This window comes from Pseudomonas sp. NPDC087639 (assembly GCF_044743385.1).
Classification (GTDB): Bacteria; Pseudomonadota; Gammaproteobacteria; order Pseudomonadales; family Pseudomonadaceae; genus Aquipseudomonas.
The window spans coordinates 16,152-35,939 of record NZ_JBIUWI010000007.1; the positions used below are offsets into that span (position 1 = coordinate 16,152).

2 protein-coding genes (1 of these 2 cut by a window edge) are annotated in these 19,788 nt (G+C 62.9%); both read left to right on the forward strand.

The window, feature by feature from the left end; all coding sequences use genetic code 11:
- Window positions 1-12,321 (forward strand): non-ribosomal peptide synthase/polyketide synthase, encoded by a 12,321-nt coding sequence (locus ACIOVB_RS05440; RefSeq protein ID WP_401265568.1) that lies wholly within the window; start codon window positions 1-3, stop codon window positions 12,319-12,321.
- Window positions 12,321-19,788, forward strand: the 5' end (the start) of a protein-coding gene (locus ACIOVB_RS05445) for a non-ribosomal peptide synthase/polyketide synthase (RefSeq protein WP_401265571.1). It continues 7,523 nt past the right edge of the window; 7,468 of the gene's 14,991 nt are visible here — the first part of the coding sequence; it begins with the start codon at window positions 12,321-12,323; the stop codon falls past the right edge of the window. Before ACIOVB_RS05440 ends, ACIOVB_RS05445 begins: the two co-directional genes overlap by 1 nt.

Sequence of the window (19,788 nt, forward strand, 5' to 3'; positions counted from 1 at the left end):
ATGAATGCAGAAGACTCCTTGAAACTCGCTCGCCGGTTTATCGGGTTGCCCCTGGAAAAGCGCCAGATATTCCTTGCGGCCCTGCACAAGGAGGGCGTTGATTTCGCCCGGTTTCCGATTCCCGCCGGCATTGAGGCCGAGGATCGTCAGGCGCTGTCCTACGCGCAACGACGTATGTGGTTTCTCTGGCAACTTGATCCGCACAGCGGTGCCTACAACCTGCCGGGCACTGTGCGTCTGAGCGGGCAGTTGAACCGTCGCGCACTGGAGCAAGCTTTTGCCAGCCTGGTCGAGCGCCATGAAACCCTGCGCACGGTGTTCGAGCGTCAGGCCGATGACAGCCTGCTGCAGGTGCCGGCGGCGGCACCGCTGGTGATTAACGTTGAGGATTTCACGGGTCTACCGGCCGTCGAGCGTGAGCAGGCGGTCGTCTGCGCAGCGGAACAACAATCGGTGTTGCCGTTTGATCTGGCGGTTGGGCCGCTGTTGCGGGTGACGCTGCTCAAACTGGCCGAACAGGAACATGTGCTGCTGCTGACCTTGCACCACATCGTTTCCGATGGCTGGTCGATGAACGTGCTGATCGATGAATTCATCCGTTGCTACGACGCGTTCGATGGCGGCCAGCAGCCGCAACTGGCGCCGCTGCCGATTCAGTACAGCGACTATGCCTTGTGGCAGCGTCGCTGGCTGGAGGCCGGCGAGCAGGCGCGCCAGCTCGATTACTGGCAGGCACAACTGGGCGACGAACATCCGGTGCTGGAATTGCCGCTGGATCACTCACGTCCAGCGATGCCGAGCTATCGCGGCACCCGCTACGAATTTGCCGTCGACGCGCAGTTGGCCGAGCAACTGCGCAACACCGCGCAGCAGCATCAAGTGACGTTGTTCATGCTCTTGCTCGGTGCGTTCAATGCGCTGCTGCATCGCTACACCGGCCAGACCGACATCCGCGTCGGCGTGCCGATTGCCAACCGCAACCGTGGAGAAATCGAAGGCCTGATCGGTTTCTTCGTCAACACCCAGGTGCTGCGCACGCAACTGGACGGCCAGACCCGTGTCGATGATCTGTTGCGCGCCATCAAGGAAACCGCCCTCGGTGCCCAGGCCCATCAGGATCTGCCGTTCGAGCAACTGGTCGAAGCGCTGAAACTGGAACGCAGCCTCAGCCACACGCCGCTGTTTCAGGTGATGTACAACCACCAGCCGCAAGTCGCCGATGTCGCCACACTGAGCACCGCGTCGGGTCTGGCGCTGAGCAGTCTCGACTGGCAGAGCCGCACCACGCAGTTCGACCTGACCCTGGACACCTACGAGAAGGGCGGCAAGCTGCACGCCGCGCTGACCTACGCCAGCGACCTGTTCGACGCCGCGACCATCGAACGCATGGCTCGCCACTGGCTGCGTTTGCTGACAGCGATGGTCGCCGATCAGTCGCAGCGCGTCGGTGAGTTGCCACTGCTGGAGGCGGATGAGCAGCACACGCTGGTGCACCTCTGGAACGATACCCCGGCGGTTTATGCAGTTGAGCAGCCGATTCATCAACTGATCGAAGCACAGGTTGCGCGCACGCCCGACGCGCCAGCGCTGGTGTTCGGTGAGCAGACCTTGAGCTACGCCGAGCTGGATGCCCGGGCCAATCAACTGGCGCATCTGCTGCGTGAGCAAGGTGTGCGGGCGGACAGTCTGGTGGGCATCTGCGCCCAACGCTCGCTGGAAATGGTCGTCGGCCTGCTGGCCATCCTCAAGGCTGGTGGCGCCTATGTGCCGCTGGACCCGGAGTACCCGCAGGAACGTCTGGCCTACATGATCGAGGACAGCGGCATCACCTTGTTGCTGACGCAAGCGGCGTTGCTGACGTCGTTGCCGACGGACGGCGTGCAGGTGATTACGCTGGATCAGTCGGGCCTGCTCGACGGCTACAGTGAAAACCGTCCCGAAGTCAGCGTCGACCCGTTGAATCTTGCGTATGTGATTTACACCTCCGGCTCCACCGGCAAGCCCAAAGGTGCGGGCAACAGCCACGCGGCGCTGGTCAACCGCTTGTGCTGGATGCAGCAAGCCTACGGGTTGGACGCCGCTGATTCGGTGTTGCAGAAAACCCCGTTCAGTTTCGACGTATCGGTCTGGGAGTTCTTCTGGCCGCTGCTGACCGGCGCGCGTCTGGTCGTGGCCGCCCCGGGTGCGCACCGCGATCCGCTGCAACTGATCGACACCATCAACCGCTATGGCATCAGCACGCTGCACTTTGTGCCGTCGATGTTGCAGGCGTTCATTCACGAACCGGGCGTCGAGACGTGCACGGGGCTCAAGCGCATCGTGTGCAGCGGTGAAGCGTTGCCGCTGGATGCGCAACTGCAAGTCTTCGCCAAACTGCCGAACGCCGGTCTCTACAACCTGTACGGTCCGACCGAAGCGGCCATCGACGTCACCCACTGGACCTGCGTCGACGAAGGCGCCGACAGCGTGCCGATCGGTCGACCGATTGCCAACCTGCGCACCCACGTGCTCGACGCCGAGCTGTTGCCGGTACCCAGTGGCGTGGCCGGCGAACTGTATCTGGGCGGGGCAGGGCTGGCACGCAGTTATCACCAGCGTCCGGCACTGACCGCCGAACGTTTTGTGCCGTGCCCGTTCCATGACGGCGCGCGGCTGTACCGCACCGGTGACCGTGTGCGTCAGCGCGCCGACGGCGTGATCGAGTACCTGGGCCGTCTCGACCATCAGGTGAAGTTACGCGGCTTGCGCATCGAGCTCGGTGAAATCGAAACCCGCCTGATGCAGCACCCGCTGGTGCGCGAAGCGGTGGTGCTGGTGCAGGGCGGCAAGCATCTGGTGGCTTATCTGGTGCTGGAAACCGCCCAGCCAGACGAGCAATGGCAGCAGGACGTCAAAGCCTGGCTGCTCGGCAGTCTGCCGGAATTCATGGTGCCGACCTACCTGCTGACCCTGGACAAACTGCCGGTCACCGCCAACGGCAAACTGGATCGCAAAGCCCTGCCGCAACCGGACGCCGCACCGCAACAAGCCTTCGTTGCGCCGCAGGATGCGCTGCAGAAAGCCCTCGCGGCGATCTGGGAAGACGTGCTGGGTCTGGAGCGTGTGGGCCTCGAAGATAACTTCTTCGAACTGGGTGGCGACTCGATCATCTCCATCCAAGTGGTCAGCCGGGCGCGGCAGGCCGGGATCCGCGTCAGCCCGCGTGATCTGTTCCAATACCAGACGGTGCGCAGCCTCGCGTTGGTCGCGACGCTGGACAACCAGACCTCGGTGGATCAAGGGCCGGTAACCGGCGGCGCCGTACTCGGGCCGATCCAGCAACACTTCTTCAGCCGTGCGATGCCGGTGCGTGAGCACTGGAACCAGTCGCTGCTGCTGACCCCGCGTGAAACATTGAATGCGCAGTGGCTCGATGCAGCGCTGGCGCATGTCATCAACCATCACGACGCCTTGCGCCTGCGTTTTGTCGAAAACGCCGAAGGCTGGCAGCAAAGCCACGACACGCGGGTTGAAAGCGCTGACCTGTGGCGGCGCGACGCCGAGTCTGTCGAGCAGTTGAATGCCTTGTGCAATGAAGCCCAACGCAGTCTTGATCTGCAAAATGGCCCGTTGCTGCGCGCGTTGCTGGTGAACATGGCGGATGGCAGTCAGCGTCTGGCGCTGATCATTCATCACCTGGTGGTGGACGGGGTTTCCTGGCGCGTGCTGCTGGAAGATGTGCAGCAGGCTTATGAACAACTGGCGGCGGGGGGCGGCATTCAGTTGCCGGCAAAAACCACGTCCTTCCAGAGCTGGACGGCGCGCCTCGAAAGCCAAGCATCACGCTTCGACGAACAACTGAATTATTGGAAAACCCAGCATCAGGGTGCCCAGGATCTGCCCTGCGAGCGCCCGGATGGCAGCTTGCAGAATCTGCATGGTGAGAAAATCGAATGGCGCCTCGACGCCGAGCGCACCCGGCAACTGTTGCAACAGGCGCCGGCAGCGTATCGCACGCAGGTCAACGATCTGCTGCTCACCGCACTGGCGCGCACCATCAGCCGCTGGAGCCAGCAACCGGGCACGCTGATCGAACTCGAAGGTCATGGCCGCGAAGACCTGTTCGATGACATCGACCTGAGTCGCACCGTGGGCTGGTTCACCAGCCTGTTCGCGGTCAACCTGAGCGCCGCCGATGATCTCGATGGCTCGATCAAGTCGATCAAGGAGCAACTGCGCGCGGTGCCGGACAAAGGTCTGGGCTATGGCGTGCTGCGTTATCTCGCGGCGCCGTCGGTACGCGCCGAACTTGAGTCGCTGCCGCCGCCGCGCATTACGTTCAACTATCTCGGCCAGTTCGACCGCCAGTTCGACGACGCGGCGCTGTTCGTGCCGTCCGCTGAAACCAGCGGTGTCGCGCAGGACCCGGCAGCGCCGTTGGCCAACTGGCTGACCGTTGAAAGCCAAGTGTATGGCGGCGAACTGTCGATGAGCTGGGGCTTCAGCCGCGAGATGTTCGACGGCGCGACCGTGCAGAAACTGGTGGACCAATACGCCAGCGAGTTGCACGCACTGATCGAACATTGCTGCACGCTGCAAGCCGCGCAAGCGACGCCGTCGGACTTCCCGCTGGCGCAGGTCACTCAGGCGCAACTCGATGCGTTGCCGGTGTCGGCCGGGCAACTCGATGACCTTTATCCACTGGCGCCGATGCAACAGGGTTTGCTGTTCCACACCCTCTACGAGCAGGCGGCGGGCGAATACATCAATCAGTTGCGCGTCGATGTGCAAGGCGTTGATCCCGAGCGCTTCCGCGCGGCGTGGCAGGCCACCGTCGACGCGCAGGACATTCTGCGCAGCGGTTTCGTCTGGCAGGGCGAGCTGACACAGCCGCTGCAGATCGTGCACAAGCAGGTGCAGTTGCCGTTTACCACGCTGGACTGGCGCAACCGCGACGACCAGCCAGCGGCGCTCGCAGCGCTGGCCGACGCCGAGCGTCAGCAAGGTTTTGACCTGTCCCATGCGCCGCTGCTGCGGCTGGTGCTGGTGCAGACCGGCGCCGAGCAGTGGCACCTGATTTACACCCACCACCACATCCTGATGGACGGCTGGAGCAACTCGCAGTTGCTCGGCGAAGTCTTGCAGCGCTACAGCGGCCGCACGCCGATAACTGGCGGCGGACGCTATCGCGATTACATCGCCTGGCTGCAACGTCAGGACGGTCAACTCAGTCAGGACTTCTGGAGCGAGCAACTCGCTGCGCTGCAAGAGCCGACCCGACTGGCCCGCGCCGCTACCGGCGGGGAAAACCTCAGCGGTCACGGCGACCATTACCTGACGCTGGACGTGTCTCGCACACAAGCGCTGGAAGCGTTCGCACGGCAACAGAAAGTCACCGTCAACACCTTGGTGCAAGCCGCATGGCTGCTGTTGCTGCAACGCTACACCGGTCACGAAGCGGTGGCGTTCGGTGCCACCGTGGCCGGGCGCCCGGCGGAGCTGCCGGGTATCGAGCAACAAGTCGGTCTGTTCATCAATACCTTGCCGGTGATCGGCGCGCCGCGTCCGGATCAAACCGTCGGCCACTGGCTGCAAGCGGTGCAGGCACAGAACCTCAGCCTGCGCGACTTCGAACACACGCCGCTGGCGGACATTCAGCGCTGGGCCGGGCAGGGTGGCGAGGCGTTGTTCGACAACATTCTGGTGTTTGAAAACTACCCGATTGCCCAGGCGCTGAGTCAGGCCGGGCAGGGGCTGGTGTTTGGCGACGTGGGCAATCTGGAGCAGACGCACTATGCGCTCAGCGTTGCCGTGACCTTGGGGCAGCAACTGGCGTTGCATTACAGCTTTGACCGTGGCCAGTTCGCCAGTGATGTGATCGAGGGCATCAGTGCGCATCTGCTGCAACTGCTTGAGCAATTTGCCGTGTCGGCTGAGCGCAACCTCGGTGAAATCGCCCTGGCCAGCGCTGAGGAGCAGGCGCGCCAGCAAGCCGAAAACCACCCGCAGCCTTACCCGGTGGACATCGGCGTGCATCAGCGTATTGCCGCGCTGGCCGCTGAAAACCCGCAACGCACGGCGGTGATCTTCAACGGTCAGCGCTTCAGCTATGGCGAAATCGATCAGCGTGCCAACCAATTGGCCCACGCGCTGATCGCCCGTGGTGTCGGCCCGGAAACCCGCGTCGGGGTGGCCCTGCCGCGCAGCGAGGCGGTGATCGTTGCGCTGCTGGCGGTGCTCAAGGCGGGCGGTGCTTATGTGCCGCTGGACACCAGCTATCCGCGTGAACGTCTGGCCTACCTGATCGAGGATTCGGGGCTGGCACTGCTGATCAGCGATTCATCGGTGTCGGCGCAATTGCCAGTGGCCGAGTCGGTGCCGCTGCTGGAACTGGATCGTCTCGACCTGCGCGATTGGCCGATCATCGCGCCGCCCGTGCAACTCGATCCGCACAACCTCGCGTATGTGATTTACACCTCCGGCTCCACCGGCAATCCGAAAGGCGTCAGCGTCGCCCACGGCCCGTTGGCGATGCACTGCCAGGCCATCGGCCAGCGCTATGAAATGCGCGACAGCGACTGCGAATTCCACTTCATGTCGTTCGCCTTCGACGGCGCCCATGAGCGCTGGCTGACCAGCCTGACTCACGGCGCGTCGTTGCTGATCCGCGATGACAGCCTGTGGACACCGGAGCAGACCTACAACGCCATGATTGAACACGGCGTGACCGTCGTCGCGTTCCCGCCGGTGTACCTGCAACAACTGGCCGAACACGCCGAGCGCGTGGGCAATCCACCCAAAGTGCGTATTTACTGCTTCGGCGGTGACGCGGTGCCGAACGCCAGTTTCGAGCGGGTCAAACGTGCGCTCGATCCGGACTACATCATCAACGGTTACGGCCCGACCGAAACCGTGGTCACGCCGCTGATCTGGAAGGCCGGTCGCGAGGTGCCGTGCGGTGCCGCTTACGCGCCAATCGGCAGCCGCATCGGTGATCGCAGCGCCTACGTGCTCGACGCCGATCTGAACCTGCTGCCGCAGGGCATGGCCGGTGAGCTGTATCTGGGTGGCACGGGCCTGGCCCGTGGTTATCTGAACCGTCCGGGGCTGACTGCCGAGCGTTTTGTCGCTGATCCGTTCAGCAGTGCTGGAGGCTTGCTCTATCGCACCGGTGACCTCGTTCGTCAGCGCGCCGATGGCACGTTCGACTATCTGGATCGCATCGACAATCAGGTGAAGATCCGTGGTTTCCGCATTGAACTCGGTGAAGTCGAAGCCGCCCTGCAAGCGCTCGACGGCGTGCGTGAAGCGGTGGTTGTGGCCCAGGAAGGCAGCGCCGGTAGCGGCAAGCGTCTGGTGGCGTATGTGGTGGGCGATTCGACCCGAGCGGACTTCACCGAAGACCTGCGTGCGCAGCTCAAGGCCACTTTGCCAGGCCATATGGTGCCGGCGTACGTGCTGCGTCTGGAGCGCATGCCGCTGACGCCAAACGGCAAGCTCGACCGCAAGAACCTGCCGAAACCGGATGTCAGCCAACTGCAGCAAACCTATGTCGCTCCGCAGAACGCGCTGGAGCAACAACTGGCGGCGATCTGGCAAGACGTGCTCAAGCTTGAGCAGGTCGGCATCAGCGACAACTTCTTTGAGCTGGGCGGCGACTCGATCATTTCGATTCAAGTGGTCAGCCGTGCGCGGCAGGCTGGCATTCGCTTTACGCCCAAAGACCTGTTCCAGCACCAGACCATTCAGGCGCTGGCCGCTGTCGCGCAGACGGGCGAAGCGCAGCAAGTGATCGATCAGCAACCGGTCACCGGCAGTACGGCGCTGTTGCCGATTCATCAGGAGTTCTTCGCTCAGGCGATTCCCGACCGTCATCACTGGAACCAGTCGGTGATGCTCAAGCCAACTCAAACCCTTGATGCCCAAGTGCTTGAGCAAGCGCTGGATGCGTTGGTGCTGCATCACGACAGTCTGCGTCTGGACTTTGTCGAGCAGGCTGACGGCTGGACATCGAACTACCGCGACATCGCCACGCAAGCAGGTGAAACGATCCTCTGGCAAGTCGAGGTCGCCGACCTCGCAGCCCTTGAAACACTGGGTGAAAAGGCCCAACGCAGCTTGCAATTGAGCGGTGGCTCGCTGATTCGCGCGGTGCTGGCCAACCTTGCCGATGGCAGTCAACGCCTGCTGCTGATCGTCCATCACCTGGTGGTCGATGGCGTGTCGTGGCGGATTCTGTTTGAAGACCTGCAAAACGCTTATCGGCAGATAGCGAGCGGCAATGCCGTGCAATTGCCGGCCAAGACCAGTGCGATCAAAGCCTGGGCGGCTGCATTGCAGGACTACGCCGCGACGCCTGCGTTGCAGACTGAACTGGGCTTCTGGCAGCAACAGTTGCAAGGCGCATCGGCGGCGTTGCCTTTCGACCGTCCCAACGGTGGGCAACAACACGATCAGGCGCAGACCCTTCGCAGCAAACTGGATCAGACCCTGACCCGTCAGCTGTTGCAGGATGCTCCGGCGGCTTATCGCACGCAGGTCAACGATCTGCTGCTGACCGCTCTGGCGCGGGTGATGGTGCGCTGGACCGGTGCCGACCACGCACTGGTATTGCTCGAAGGCCACGGTCGCGAAGACCTGTTCGACAGCGTTGACCTGACGCGCACCGTCGGCTGGTTCACCAGTGTGTTCCCGGCGCGCCTGTCGCCGGTCGCGGAACCGGGCGCATCGCTCAAGCAGATCAAGGAACAACTGCGGGCGATTCCGCACAAAGGCATTGGCTTCGGTGCGCTGGCGCACCTGGGCGATGAGCCTGCTCGCCAGACCCTGCAAGCGTTGCCCGCACCGCGCCTGACCTTCAACTATCTGGGACAGTTCGACGGCAGCTTCGATGCCGCCGACCAGGCTTTGTTTGCACCGACCAGCGAATCCGGCGGCGCCGAAGTCAACCTGCAAGGCCCGCTGGGCAACCCGCTGGCGCTGAACGGCAAAGTCTTTGGCGGTGAACTGGATCTGAGCTGGACCTACAGCAGCGCGATGTTCGACGCCGCGACCATTCAGCGTCTGGCCGATGATTACGTGCAGGAATTGACGGCGCTGATCGGCCATTGCTGCGACAGCGTCAACCGTGGCGTGACGCCCTCGGACTTCCCGCTGGCGCAACTGTCGCAGACGCAACTCGATGCGCTGGTGCTCGAACCGCAGAGCATCGACGACATCTACCCGCTGTCGCCGATGCAGCAGGGCATGCTGTTCCATACGTTGCTCGAACACGGCAACGGCGACTACATCAACCAGATGCGTCTGGACGTCGACGGCGTCGATCCACAACGTTTCCGCGCGGCGTGGCAAGCGGTGGTGGATGCCCATGACATTTTGCGCACCGGGTTCTTCTGGCAGGGCGACTTGCCGCAACCGGTGCAAGTGGTGCAGCGTCAGGTTGAAGTGCCGTTCAGCGTGCTCGACTGGCACGGCAAAACCGGGCTGGACGCAGCGTTGCAAACCCTCGCCGATGAGGAACTCGCTCTGGGTCTGGACCTGACCTGCGCGCCGCTGCTGCGTCTGGTGCTGGTGCGCACTGCGACGGATCGTCATCACCTGATCTACACGAACCATCACATCCTGATGGACGGCTGGAGCAGCGCGCAGTTGCTCGGCGAAGTGTTGCAGCATTATCGCGGCGAAGCGGTGGCGCGTCCGGCGGGCCGCTATCGCGATTACATCGGCTGGCTGCAGCGTCAGGACAATGCGGCGGCCGAAGCCTACTGGCTGGCGACGCTCAACAACCTGCAAGAACCAACGCGTCTGGCCACTGCCATCGCGCGGCCGCATGACGGCTTGCCGAGCGTCGGTTATGGCGATCATTACCAAGTGCTGGACGCGGATCTGACTCAGCGTCTGGGTGAATTTGCCCGGGCCGCGAAACTCACGGTCAACACCGTGGTGCAAGCCGCATGGCTGTTGCTGTTGCAGCGTTATACCGGCAAAGACTGTGTGGCGTTCGGCGCCACCGTTGCCGGGCGTCCGGCGGATCTGCCGGGTGCTGAAGCGCAGATCGGTCTGTTCATCAACACCTTGCCGGTGGTTGCCGCGCCGCAAGCACAGCAGAGTCTGGCCAGTTGGCTGCAAGGGGTGCAGGCGCAGAATCTGGCATCGCGCGAGTTCGAACACACGCCATTGGCGGATATTCAGCGCTGGGCCGGGCAGGGCGGTGATGCGCTGTTCGACAGTTTGATGGTGTTCGAGAACTACCCGATTGCCGACGCGCTGGAACGCGGCGCGCCGCAAGGCTTGCGTTTCGGCGCGGTGGCCAATCAGGAGCAGACCAACTATCCGCTGACCCTGTTGGTGAACATGGGCGCGCAACTGACGGTGCATTTCAGCTATCAGCGCGACAGCTTTGCCGACGCCAGCGTGGCGCAGTTGGGCGCGCATTTGCAGCGTCTGCTGAGCCAGATGACCGAGGCAGGCGAACGCGCACTCGGCGAGCTGAGCCTGATCGAAAGCACGCCAGGCATCAATGCCGGTTTCGTCACCGAGCTGTGCATTCATCAGGGCATTGCGCGTCAGGTGGCGGCGACCCCGAATGCGCTGGCGGTGACTTTCGGCAGCACGCAACTGACTTACGCTGAACTCGACGCGCAAGCCAATCGTCTGGCGCACAAATTGATCGAGTTGGGTGTAGGCCCGGAAGTGCGGGTGGGCGTGGCGATGCCACGTTCCGAGCAACTGCTTGTCGCCTTGTTGGCGGTGCTCAAGGCCGGTGGCGCCTATGTGCCGCTGGACCCGGATTACCCGGCAGATCGTGTCGCTTATATGCTCGACGACAGCCGTGCGCGGGTGTTGCTGACCGAGCAAGCGGTCGCCGCGACCCTGAGTGTGCCGAGAGATACCCAAACGCTGCTGCTGGATCAGGTGTCGTTGAGCGGTTATTCGAGCAGTGCACCGCAAACATCGGTCGCGCCGGATAACCTCGCTTACGTGATCTACACCTCCGGCTCCACCGGCAAACCCAAAGGCGTGGCGATTGCCCATCGCAACGTCATGGCGCTGATCGACTGGTCGGCCAAGGTTTACAGCCGCGACGACATTCAAGGTGTATTGGCTTCGACGTCGGTGTGCTTCGATCTGTCGGTGTGGGAGCTGTTTGTCACGTTGGCCAACGGCGGCTCGCTGATCATCGCCCGTAATGCCCTGGAGCTGCCGCAACTGCCGGCCCGCGATCAGGTGCGCCTGATCAACACTGTGCCGTCAGCCATTGCTGCGCTGCAACGCGCCGGGCAGATTCCTCCGAGCGTGCGGATCATCAATCTGGCGGGTGAGCCTCTCAAGCAAGGGCTGGTCGACGCGCTGTATCAACAGTCGACGGTCGAGCACGTCTTCGACCTGTACGGCCCGTCGGAAGACACCACCTATTCGACCTGGACTCGCCGCAGTGCCGGTGGTCAGGCGCGCATTGGTCGTGCCCTCGACCACAGCGCCAGTCGCTTGCTCGACGCCGATTTGCACGTTGTCCCACAAGGCGTTTCGGCTGAGCTGTACCTGTCTGGTGCCGGCATCACTCGCGGCTATCTGGGCCGTGCGGCGATGACCGCCGAGCGGTTTGTGCCCAACCCGCTCGCCAACAACGGTGAGCGCATGTACCGCACCGGCGACCTGATCCGCGAGCGCGAAGAGGGCGATCTGGAGTACATGGGCCGAATCGACCATCAAGTGAAAATTCGTGGATTCCGCATCGAACTGGGCGAGATCGAGGCGCGATTGCTCGCTCAACCGGCAGTCACCGAAGCGGCGGTACTGGCGGTCGAAGGCGAGGCTGGCGCGCAACTGGTGGCCTATGTGGTCGCCCCGCCACTGGATCTGTACGACGGCGAAGCGCAGCGGCTCCTGCGCGACGGACTAAAGACTGGCCTCAAGTCTTCGTTACCTGACTACATGATTCCCGCGCACCTGCTGTTCCTTGAGCAGTTGCCACTGACCCCCAACGGCAAACTCGACCGCAAGGCCTTGCCAGCGGTCGATGCCAGCCAGATGCAGGCCGCGTATGTCGCGCCGCATAGTGAGCTTGAGCAGCAGGTCGCGGCGATCTGGCAGCAAGTGCTCGACGTGCAACGCATCGGCCTGAACGATCACTTCTTCGAACTGGGCGGGCACTCGCTGCTGGCGGTCAACGTGGTGTCGCGCATCGCCCTCGAACTGGGCCTGACGCTGACCCCGCAACTGTTATTCCAGCACCCCGTCCTGAGCGACTTTGTCGCTCACCTCGATACAGGAGGCGGGGCAATCAACGAACAGAAACTGAGCAAGCTGGAAGCCCTGCTTGACGATATGGAGGAAGTCTGATGGACAAGAGTGTTGCTTTGAGGGTAGCCAAGCGCTTTATCACTCTGCCGCTGGACAAACGTAAGCTGTACCTGGAAAAGATGCTCGAAGAGGGCGTCTCTCCGGCCAACCTGCCGATCCCGGAAACGCGTTCCGGGTTTACGGCGATTCCTCTGTCGTACGCCCAGGAACGTCAATTGTTCTTGTGGCAAATGGACCCGCACAGCACCGCGTATCACATCCCCAGCGCCCTGCGCCTCAAGGGGCGGCTGGATGTGGCGGCGCTGGAACGCAGCTTCAATGCCGTGGCGGCGCGTCACGAAAGTCTGCGCACCACTTTCGCCGAGCAGGGCGAAACCTTCTGTCAGGTGATCCATCCGCAACTGCCGCTGAACATCACGTTGGCGCCGTTGCCGGAGGGCCTCGACGCCGCAGGCACGGACGCTGCGATCAAGGCCTTTGTCGAAAGCGAAACCGCGCGCCCGTTCAACCTGCGACAGGGCCCGCTCCTGCGCGTGGCACTGTTGGAAGTGGCGCAAGACGATCATGTACTGGTGCTGATCCAGCACCACATCATCTCCGATGGCTGGTCGATCAAAGTGCTGGTCAACGAGCTGATCCAGCATTACGCCGCCGACACCAGCGGGCAACCGTTGACGTTGCCGGCGCTGGAAGTGCAATACGCCGACTACGCGATTTGGCAGCGTCACTGGCTGGAAGCGGGCGAGCGCGAGCGGCAACTGGCTTATTGGGTCAAGACTCTGGGCGGCGAGCAGCCGGTGCTGGAGTTGCCGATCGATTTTCCCCGTCCGGCGGTGCAAAGCCTGCGCGGTGCGCGGCTCGAACTGGACTTGCCGGCGGATCTCGGTGATGCCCTCAAACAACTGGCCCAGCGTGAAGGCGCGAGCCTGTTCATGGTGTTGCTGGCATCGTTCCAGGCGTTGTTGCATCGCTACAGCGGCCAGGCGCAGATTCGCGTCGGTGTGCCGACCGCCAACCGCAACCGCGTCGAGACGGAGGGCCTGATCGGCTTCTTCGTCAACACCCAAGTCCTGAATGCCGAGGTGAACGGACAACTGCCGTTCAACCGATTGCTGGCGCAGGTCAAGCAAGCGGCGATGGACGCCCAGGCGCATCAGGATCTGCCGTTCGAGCAATTGATCGAAGCGCTGCAACCGGAACGAAGCCTGAGCCACAGCCCGGTGTTCCAGGTGATGTTCAACCACCAGACCCGCCGTGATCAGGGGCGTGGCGCGGTGCAACTGCCGCAGTTGAGTGTCGAGGATGTGCAGTGGGAAGGGCGCACCGCGCAGTTCGACCTGACCCTCAACACCTATGAATCCAGCGATGGTTTCGCCGCCGAACTGACCTACGCCACTGACTTGTTCAAGCCTGAGACTATCGAGCGCATTGCCCGTCACTGGCAGCACCTGTTGCAAGGCATCGTGGCCGCACCGACCCAACGTGTCGGCGAATTGCCGTTGCTGGATCGTGCCGAACATGGCGTGCTGTTGCAGGACTGGTTCCGCGTTGCCGATCACTCCGCGCAAGCCGATTGCGTGCAGCAGGCTTTCGCCTTGCAAGCGCAGCAAACGCCGCAGGCCACCGCGCTGATCATCGGCGAAGACGTGCTGACCTATGGCGAACTGGATGCCCGGGCCAATCAACTGGCGCACAAACTGATCGAGGCCGGTGTCGGCGCGGATCAACTGGTCGGCATCGCCGTCGAGCGCAGCGTCGAAATGATCGTCGGCCTGCTGGCGATCCTCAAGGCGGGCGGTGCGTATGTGCCGCTCGACCCGGCGTATCCCGAAGATCGTCTGGCTTACATGATTGAGGACAGCGGCCTGCAATTGCTGCTGACCCAAGCGCACTTGCAGGTACAGTTGCCGATCCCGACGGGCGTGCAAACTTTGTTGCTCGATCAGCCACACGGCTGGCTGGCGGCGTATCCACAGACCGCGCCGGACGTTGCGGTCAACGGCGAACATCTGGCCTATACGATCTACACCTCCGGTTCCACCGGCAAACCGAAGGGCGTGATGGTGCGTCACGCGGCGCTGAGCAACTTTGTCGCGAGCATGATCAAGCAACCGGGGATCGCGGCCACTGATCGCATGCTGTCGCTGACCACCTTTTCGTTCGATATTTTTGGCCTGGAAATCTACGGCCCGCTGTTGGCCGGTGCCTGTGTGGTGCTGACCGGCAAGGACGTGCATCAAGACCCGCAAGCGGTGCTTGAACTGATCGAGCGCCACGCCGTCAGTGTGCTGCAAGCCACACCTTCAACCTGGCGCATGCTGCTGGACAACGAACACGCTGCGATTCTGAGCGGCCGCACGTTCCTCTGTGGCGGTGAAGCACTGTCGCAGGAACTGGCGCAACGCATGCTGGCGCTGACGCCGAGCGTGTGGAACCTCTATGGCCCGACCGAGACCACCATCTGGTCGGCGCAACACGCCCTGAGCGCGGACAACAGCCGGCCGTTCCTCGGCACCCCGATCGATAACACCGCACTGTACATCCTCGGTAGCGACCTTGAGCTCAATCCGCTCGGCGCACCGGGTGAACTGCTGATTGGCGGTGACGGTTTGGCCCGTGGTTACTTCCAGCGCCCGAGCCTGACCGCCGAACGTTTTGTGCCGGACCCATTCGCGAAGAACGGCGCGCGTCTGTACCGCACTGGCGACCTGACCCGCTACCGCGCCGAGGGCGTGATCGAATACATCGGGCGGATCGACCATCAGGTAAAAATCCGTGGTTTCCGTATCGAACTGGGCGAAATCGAAGCGCGTTTGCTCGCGCTCGACAGCGTGCGCGAAACCGTCGTGGTCGCGCAGGATGGCCCGACCGGCCCGCAACTGGTGGGCTACGTGGTGCCATCGGCGAGCGATGTTTCAGAGGCCGATCTACGCGCCGCGCTCAAGGCCAGCCTGAAGGCTGAACTGCCGGAATACATGGTGCCGGCGCACCTGCTGTTCCTCGCGCAACTGCCGCTGACCCCCAATGGCAAAGTCGACCGTAAGACCTTGCCGGCGCCCGATGCCAGCCAATTGCAATCGGCCTACCGCGCGCCGCAGACCGCCACCCAGCACACCGTCGCCGAGATCTGGCAAGCGGTGCTGAAACTCGATCGCGTGGGCCTCGGCGATAACTTCTTCGAACTGGGCGGCCACTCGTTGTTGGTCACGCAAGTGGTCTCACGGGTGCGTCAGGCGCTGAACGTTCAGGTGCCGCTGCGTACGCTGTTTGAACACAGCACGCTGGAAGATTTCGTCGCCGCGCTCGGTGTTGATCAGGCGCATCAGGAGCCGCCGATTGTCGCGTTGCCGCGCCTGCAACCGCTGGCGCTTTCGTATGCTCAGGAACGTCAATGGTTCCTCTGGCAACTGGAACCGACCAGCACCGCCTATCACGTACCGGTGGCGTTGCGTTTGCGTGGTGAGCTGGATCTGCCGGCGTTGCAGCGCAGCTTCGATGCCCTGATCGAGCGCCACGAATCCCTGCGCACCTGCTTCGTCGAAGAGCAGGGCCAGACCCTGCAAGTGATTCAGGCCCATGGAACGCTGGATCTGCACGTGCAGGACGTTGCCGCCGATCTGGATGAGGCCGCGCTGCAAGCGCTGGTCGCCGAAGAAACCCTGCACCTGTTCAATCTTCAAAAAGGCCTGCTGCTGCGGGTCAAATTGTTGCGTCTGGCCGCTGACGACCACGCACTGGTTATCACCTTGCACCACATCGTCTCCGATGGCTGGTCGATGACCGTCATGGTTGATGAGCTGGTGGCGTTGTACGCCGCTTACAGCCAGGGTAAGACCGTGCAACTGCCAGCGCTGCCGGTGCAATACGCGGACTACGCCGTGTGGCAAAAGCAGTGGATGGACGCCGGTGAACGCGAGCGTCAGTTGAGCTATTGGACTGCGCAACTGGGTGACGGTGATCAGCCGCTGCTGGAACTGCCGACCGACCGCCCACGTCCGCCCGAACAAAGCTATCGCGGTGCCCGTCGCGACATCCCGCTGAGTCTGGAGCTGGCGACTGCGCTCAAGCAGGTTGCTCAGCGTGAAAACGTCACGCTGTTCGCACTGTTGCTGGCGTCGTTCCAGACCTTGCTGCATCGCTACAGCGGTCAGGCCGACATCCGCGTCGGCGTGCCGGTGGCCAACCGCAACCGGGTCGAGACTGAAGGGCTGATCGGCTTCTTCGTCAACACGCAAGTGCTCAAGGCCGAGTTCGACAGCCAACAGACCTTCCGCAGCCTGCTGCAACAAGTGAAAAACACCGTGCTCGGCGCCCAGGCGCATCAGGATCTGCCGTTCGAGCAACTGGTCGACGCGCTGCAACCGGAGCGCAGTCTCAGTCACAGTCCGTTGTTCCAGGTGCTGCACAACCACCAGAGCCAGGCCCGTCAGGCGCAGGGCGCCACGCGCTTGCCGAACATCGAGATTAAAGGCCTGAGCTGGGCGTCGAACACCGCGCAGTTCGATCTGACCCTGAACACCTTCGAGTCCACCGACAACGTCTGGGCCGAACTGACCTACGCCACCGACCTGTTCGACGCACCGACCATCGCGCGCCTGTCGCAACATTGGACGAATCTGCTGCAAGGCATCGTCGCCGACAGCGGCCAGCGCATCGCCGACCTGCCGCTGCACGACGCCGCCGAGCGTGCGGCAACCCTGTTGCAATGGAACCCGGCCGTGGCCGATTTCCCAAGCGAGCAATGCCTGCATCAACTGATCGAAGCCCAGGCTGCCCGCGCACCGCAAGCGATTGCCGTGACCTGTGCCGGGCAATGCCTGACTTACGGCGAACTCAACAGCCGCGCCAATCAGTTGGCCCACCAATTGATCGCCAGCGGCGTCGGCCCGGACGTGCGCGTCGGTCTGGCGGTGGAGCGCAGCCTCGACATGCTGATCGGGCTGCTGGCGATCCTCAAGGCCGGCGGCGCTTACGTGCCGCTTGATCCGAGCTACCCGGAAGAACGCCTGAGCTACATGATCGGCGACAGCGGCATCTCGCTGCTGCTGACCCAAAGTCATTTGCTCGGTCGCCTGCCGGTGCCGGACTCGGTCCGCAGCTTGATGCTTGATCAGGAGCGCGACGGTCTCGAAGGCTACAGCGACAATAATCCGCTAGTCAGCATGAGCCCGGACAACCTGGCTTACGTGATCTACACCTCTGGTTCCACCGGCCAGCCGAAAGGCACGTTGCTGGCTCATCGCAACGTGCTGCGTCTGTTCGAAGCCACGGGGGCGTGGTTCGATTTTGGCTCGGCCGATGTCTGGAGCCTATTCCACTCCTACGCCTTCGACTTCTCGGTGTGGGAGATCTTCGGTGCGCTGCTCTACGGCGGCAAACTGGTGGTGGTGCCTTACGAGGTCAGCCGTTCGCCGGAAGATTTTTACGCCTTGCTGTGCCGCGAAGGCATCACCGTGCTCAACCAGACGCCGTCGGCGTTCAAGCAATTGATGCAAGTGGCGTGCGCCCCGGAACACGCCGCGCAACAGCCGTCGCTGCGTTACGTGGTGTTCGGTGGCGAGGCGCTGGAGGTCAAGAGCCTGCGCCCGTGGTTCGAGCGTTTTGGCGATCAGGCGCCGCAACTGATCAACATGTACGGGATTACCGAAACCACCGTGCACGTGACCTACCGGCCGATTTCGCTGGCCGATCTGCAAGGCGATGTCGGCAGCCCGATCGGCGAGCCGATTCCGGATCTGTCGTGGTACTTGCTCGACGGTGATCTGAACCCGGTCGCCAAAGGCTGTATCGGTGAGCTGTACATCGGGCGCGCCGGCCTGGCGCGGGGTTATCTGAACCGTGCGGATCTGACCACCCTGCGTTTCATTCCCGATCCGTTTGCCGCTGATGGCGGGCGTCTGTACCGCACCGGTGACCTGGCGCGTTACCGCGCTGACGGGGTCATCGAATACGTCGGGCGCATCGACCATCAGGTGAAGATTCGCGGATTCCGTATCGAACTCGGCGAGATCGAAGCGCAATTGCTGGAACAAGCCGCCGTGCGCCAAGCCGTGGTGCTCGCGCAACCGGGCCTCAGTGGTCAGCAACTGGTGGCGTATCTGGTGCCAGACGATGTCGCGCTGCTCGACGCCAGCCCGGCCGAACAAGGCCTGTGGCGTGACAAAGTGCGTGCCGAACTCAAGGAAAACCTGCCGGATCACATGATCCCTGCGCACCTGTTGCTGCTCGCGCAACTGCCGCTGACCGGCAACGGCAAACTCAACCGCAGCGCGTTGCCGTCTCCGGATGCCAGTCAGGCGCAGCAGGCTTATCAGGCACCACAAAGCGAGCTGGAACAGCGTTTGGCGGCGATCTGGCAAGATGTGCTGAAACTGCCGCAAGTGGGCCTCAACGATAACTTCTTCGAACTGGGCGGCGACTCGATCATTTCGATTCAAGTGGTCAGTCGCGCCCGTCAGGCCGGCATTCGCCTCAATCCCAAAGACCTGTTCCAGCACCAGACCGTGCAGCGTCTGGCGCTGGTCGCGCAACTGGGCGAGGACGAGTCGAGTATCGATCAACAAGCGGTGACCGGCGCGGCTTTGCTGCTGCCGATTCAGCAGCAGTTTTTCGAAGATGACATCCCTGAGCGTCACCACTGGAACCAGTCGGTGCTGCTCAAGCCGCGTCAGCCTCTGGACGCTGAAAAGCTCGAGCAAGTGCTGCGCGCGCTGGTGGCCCATCACGATGCCTTGCGCCTGAGCTTCACTCAGCACGATGGCGTGTGGCAGGCCGAGCACCGGGCGGTGGAAGACCCATCGCAAAACCTGCTGTGGCAGGAAGACGTCGCCGATGTCGCCGCCCTTGAAGCCCTGGGCAACCGCGCCCAGAGCAGCCTTGATCTGCAAAACGGGCCGTTGCTGCGTGCAGTGTTGGCGACCCTGGCCGACGGCACTCAACGTCTGCAGTTGGTGATTCATCACCTGGCGGTGGACGGGGTGTCGTGGCGGATTCTGCTCGAAGACCTGCAAAACGCGTATCAGCAATTGCTCAATGGTCAGCCGTTGAGCCTGCCGTCCAAGACCAGCGCCTTCAAGGACTGGAGCGAGCAATTGCAGCGCTACGCCAACAGCCCGGTGTTGCAGCAAGAGCTGACGTACTGGCAGGCCTGTCTCAGCGATGTCAGCACTGATCTGCCGTGCAAGCGCGTGGACGCCGGTCAGCAAAACCGGTTGGCGCAAACCGTGCAGACACGTCTGAGCGCCGATTTGACCCGAAAACTGCTGCAGGAAGCCCCGGCGGCTTACCGCACGCAGGTCAATGACCTGTTGCTGACGGCGCTGGCGCGAGTCATCGGCCGCTGGAGCGGGCAGGCGTCGACGCTGATTCAGCTCGAAGGCCATGGTCGCGAAGAGCTGTTCGACGGGGTCGATCTGACCCGCACCGTCGGATGGTTCACCAGCCTGTTCCCGGTGCGCCTGACCCCGGCGGCGAGGGCGGGCGAGTCGATCAAACAGATCAAGGAGC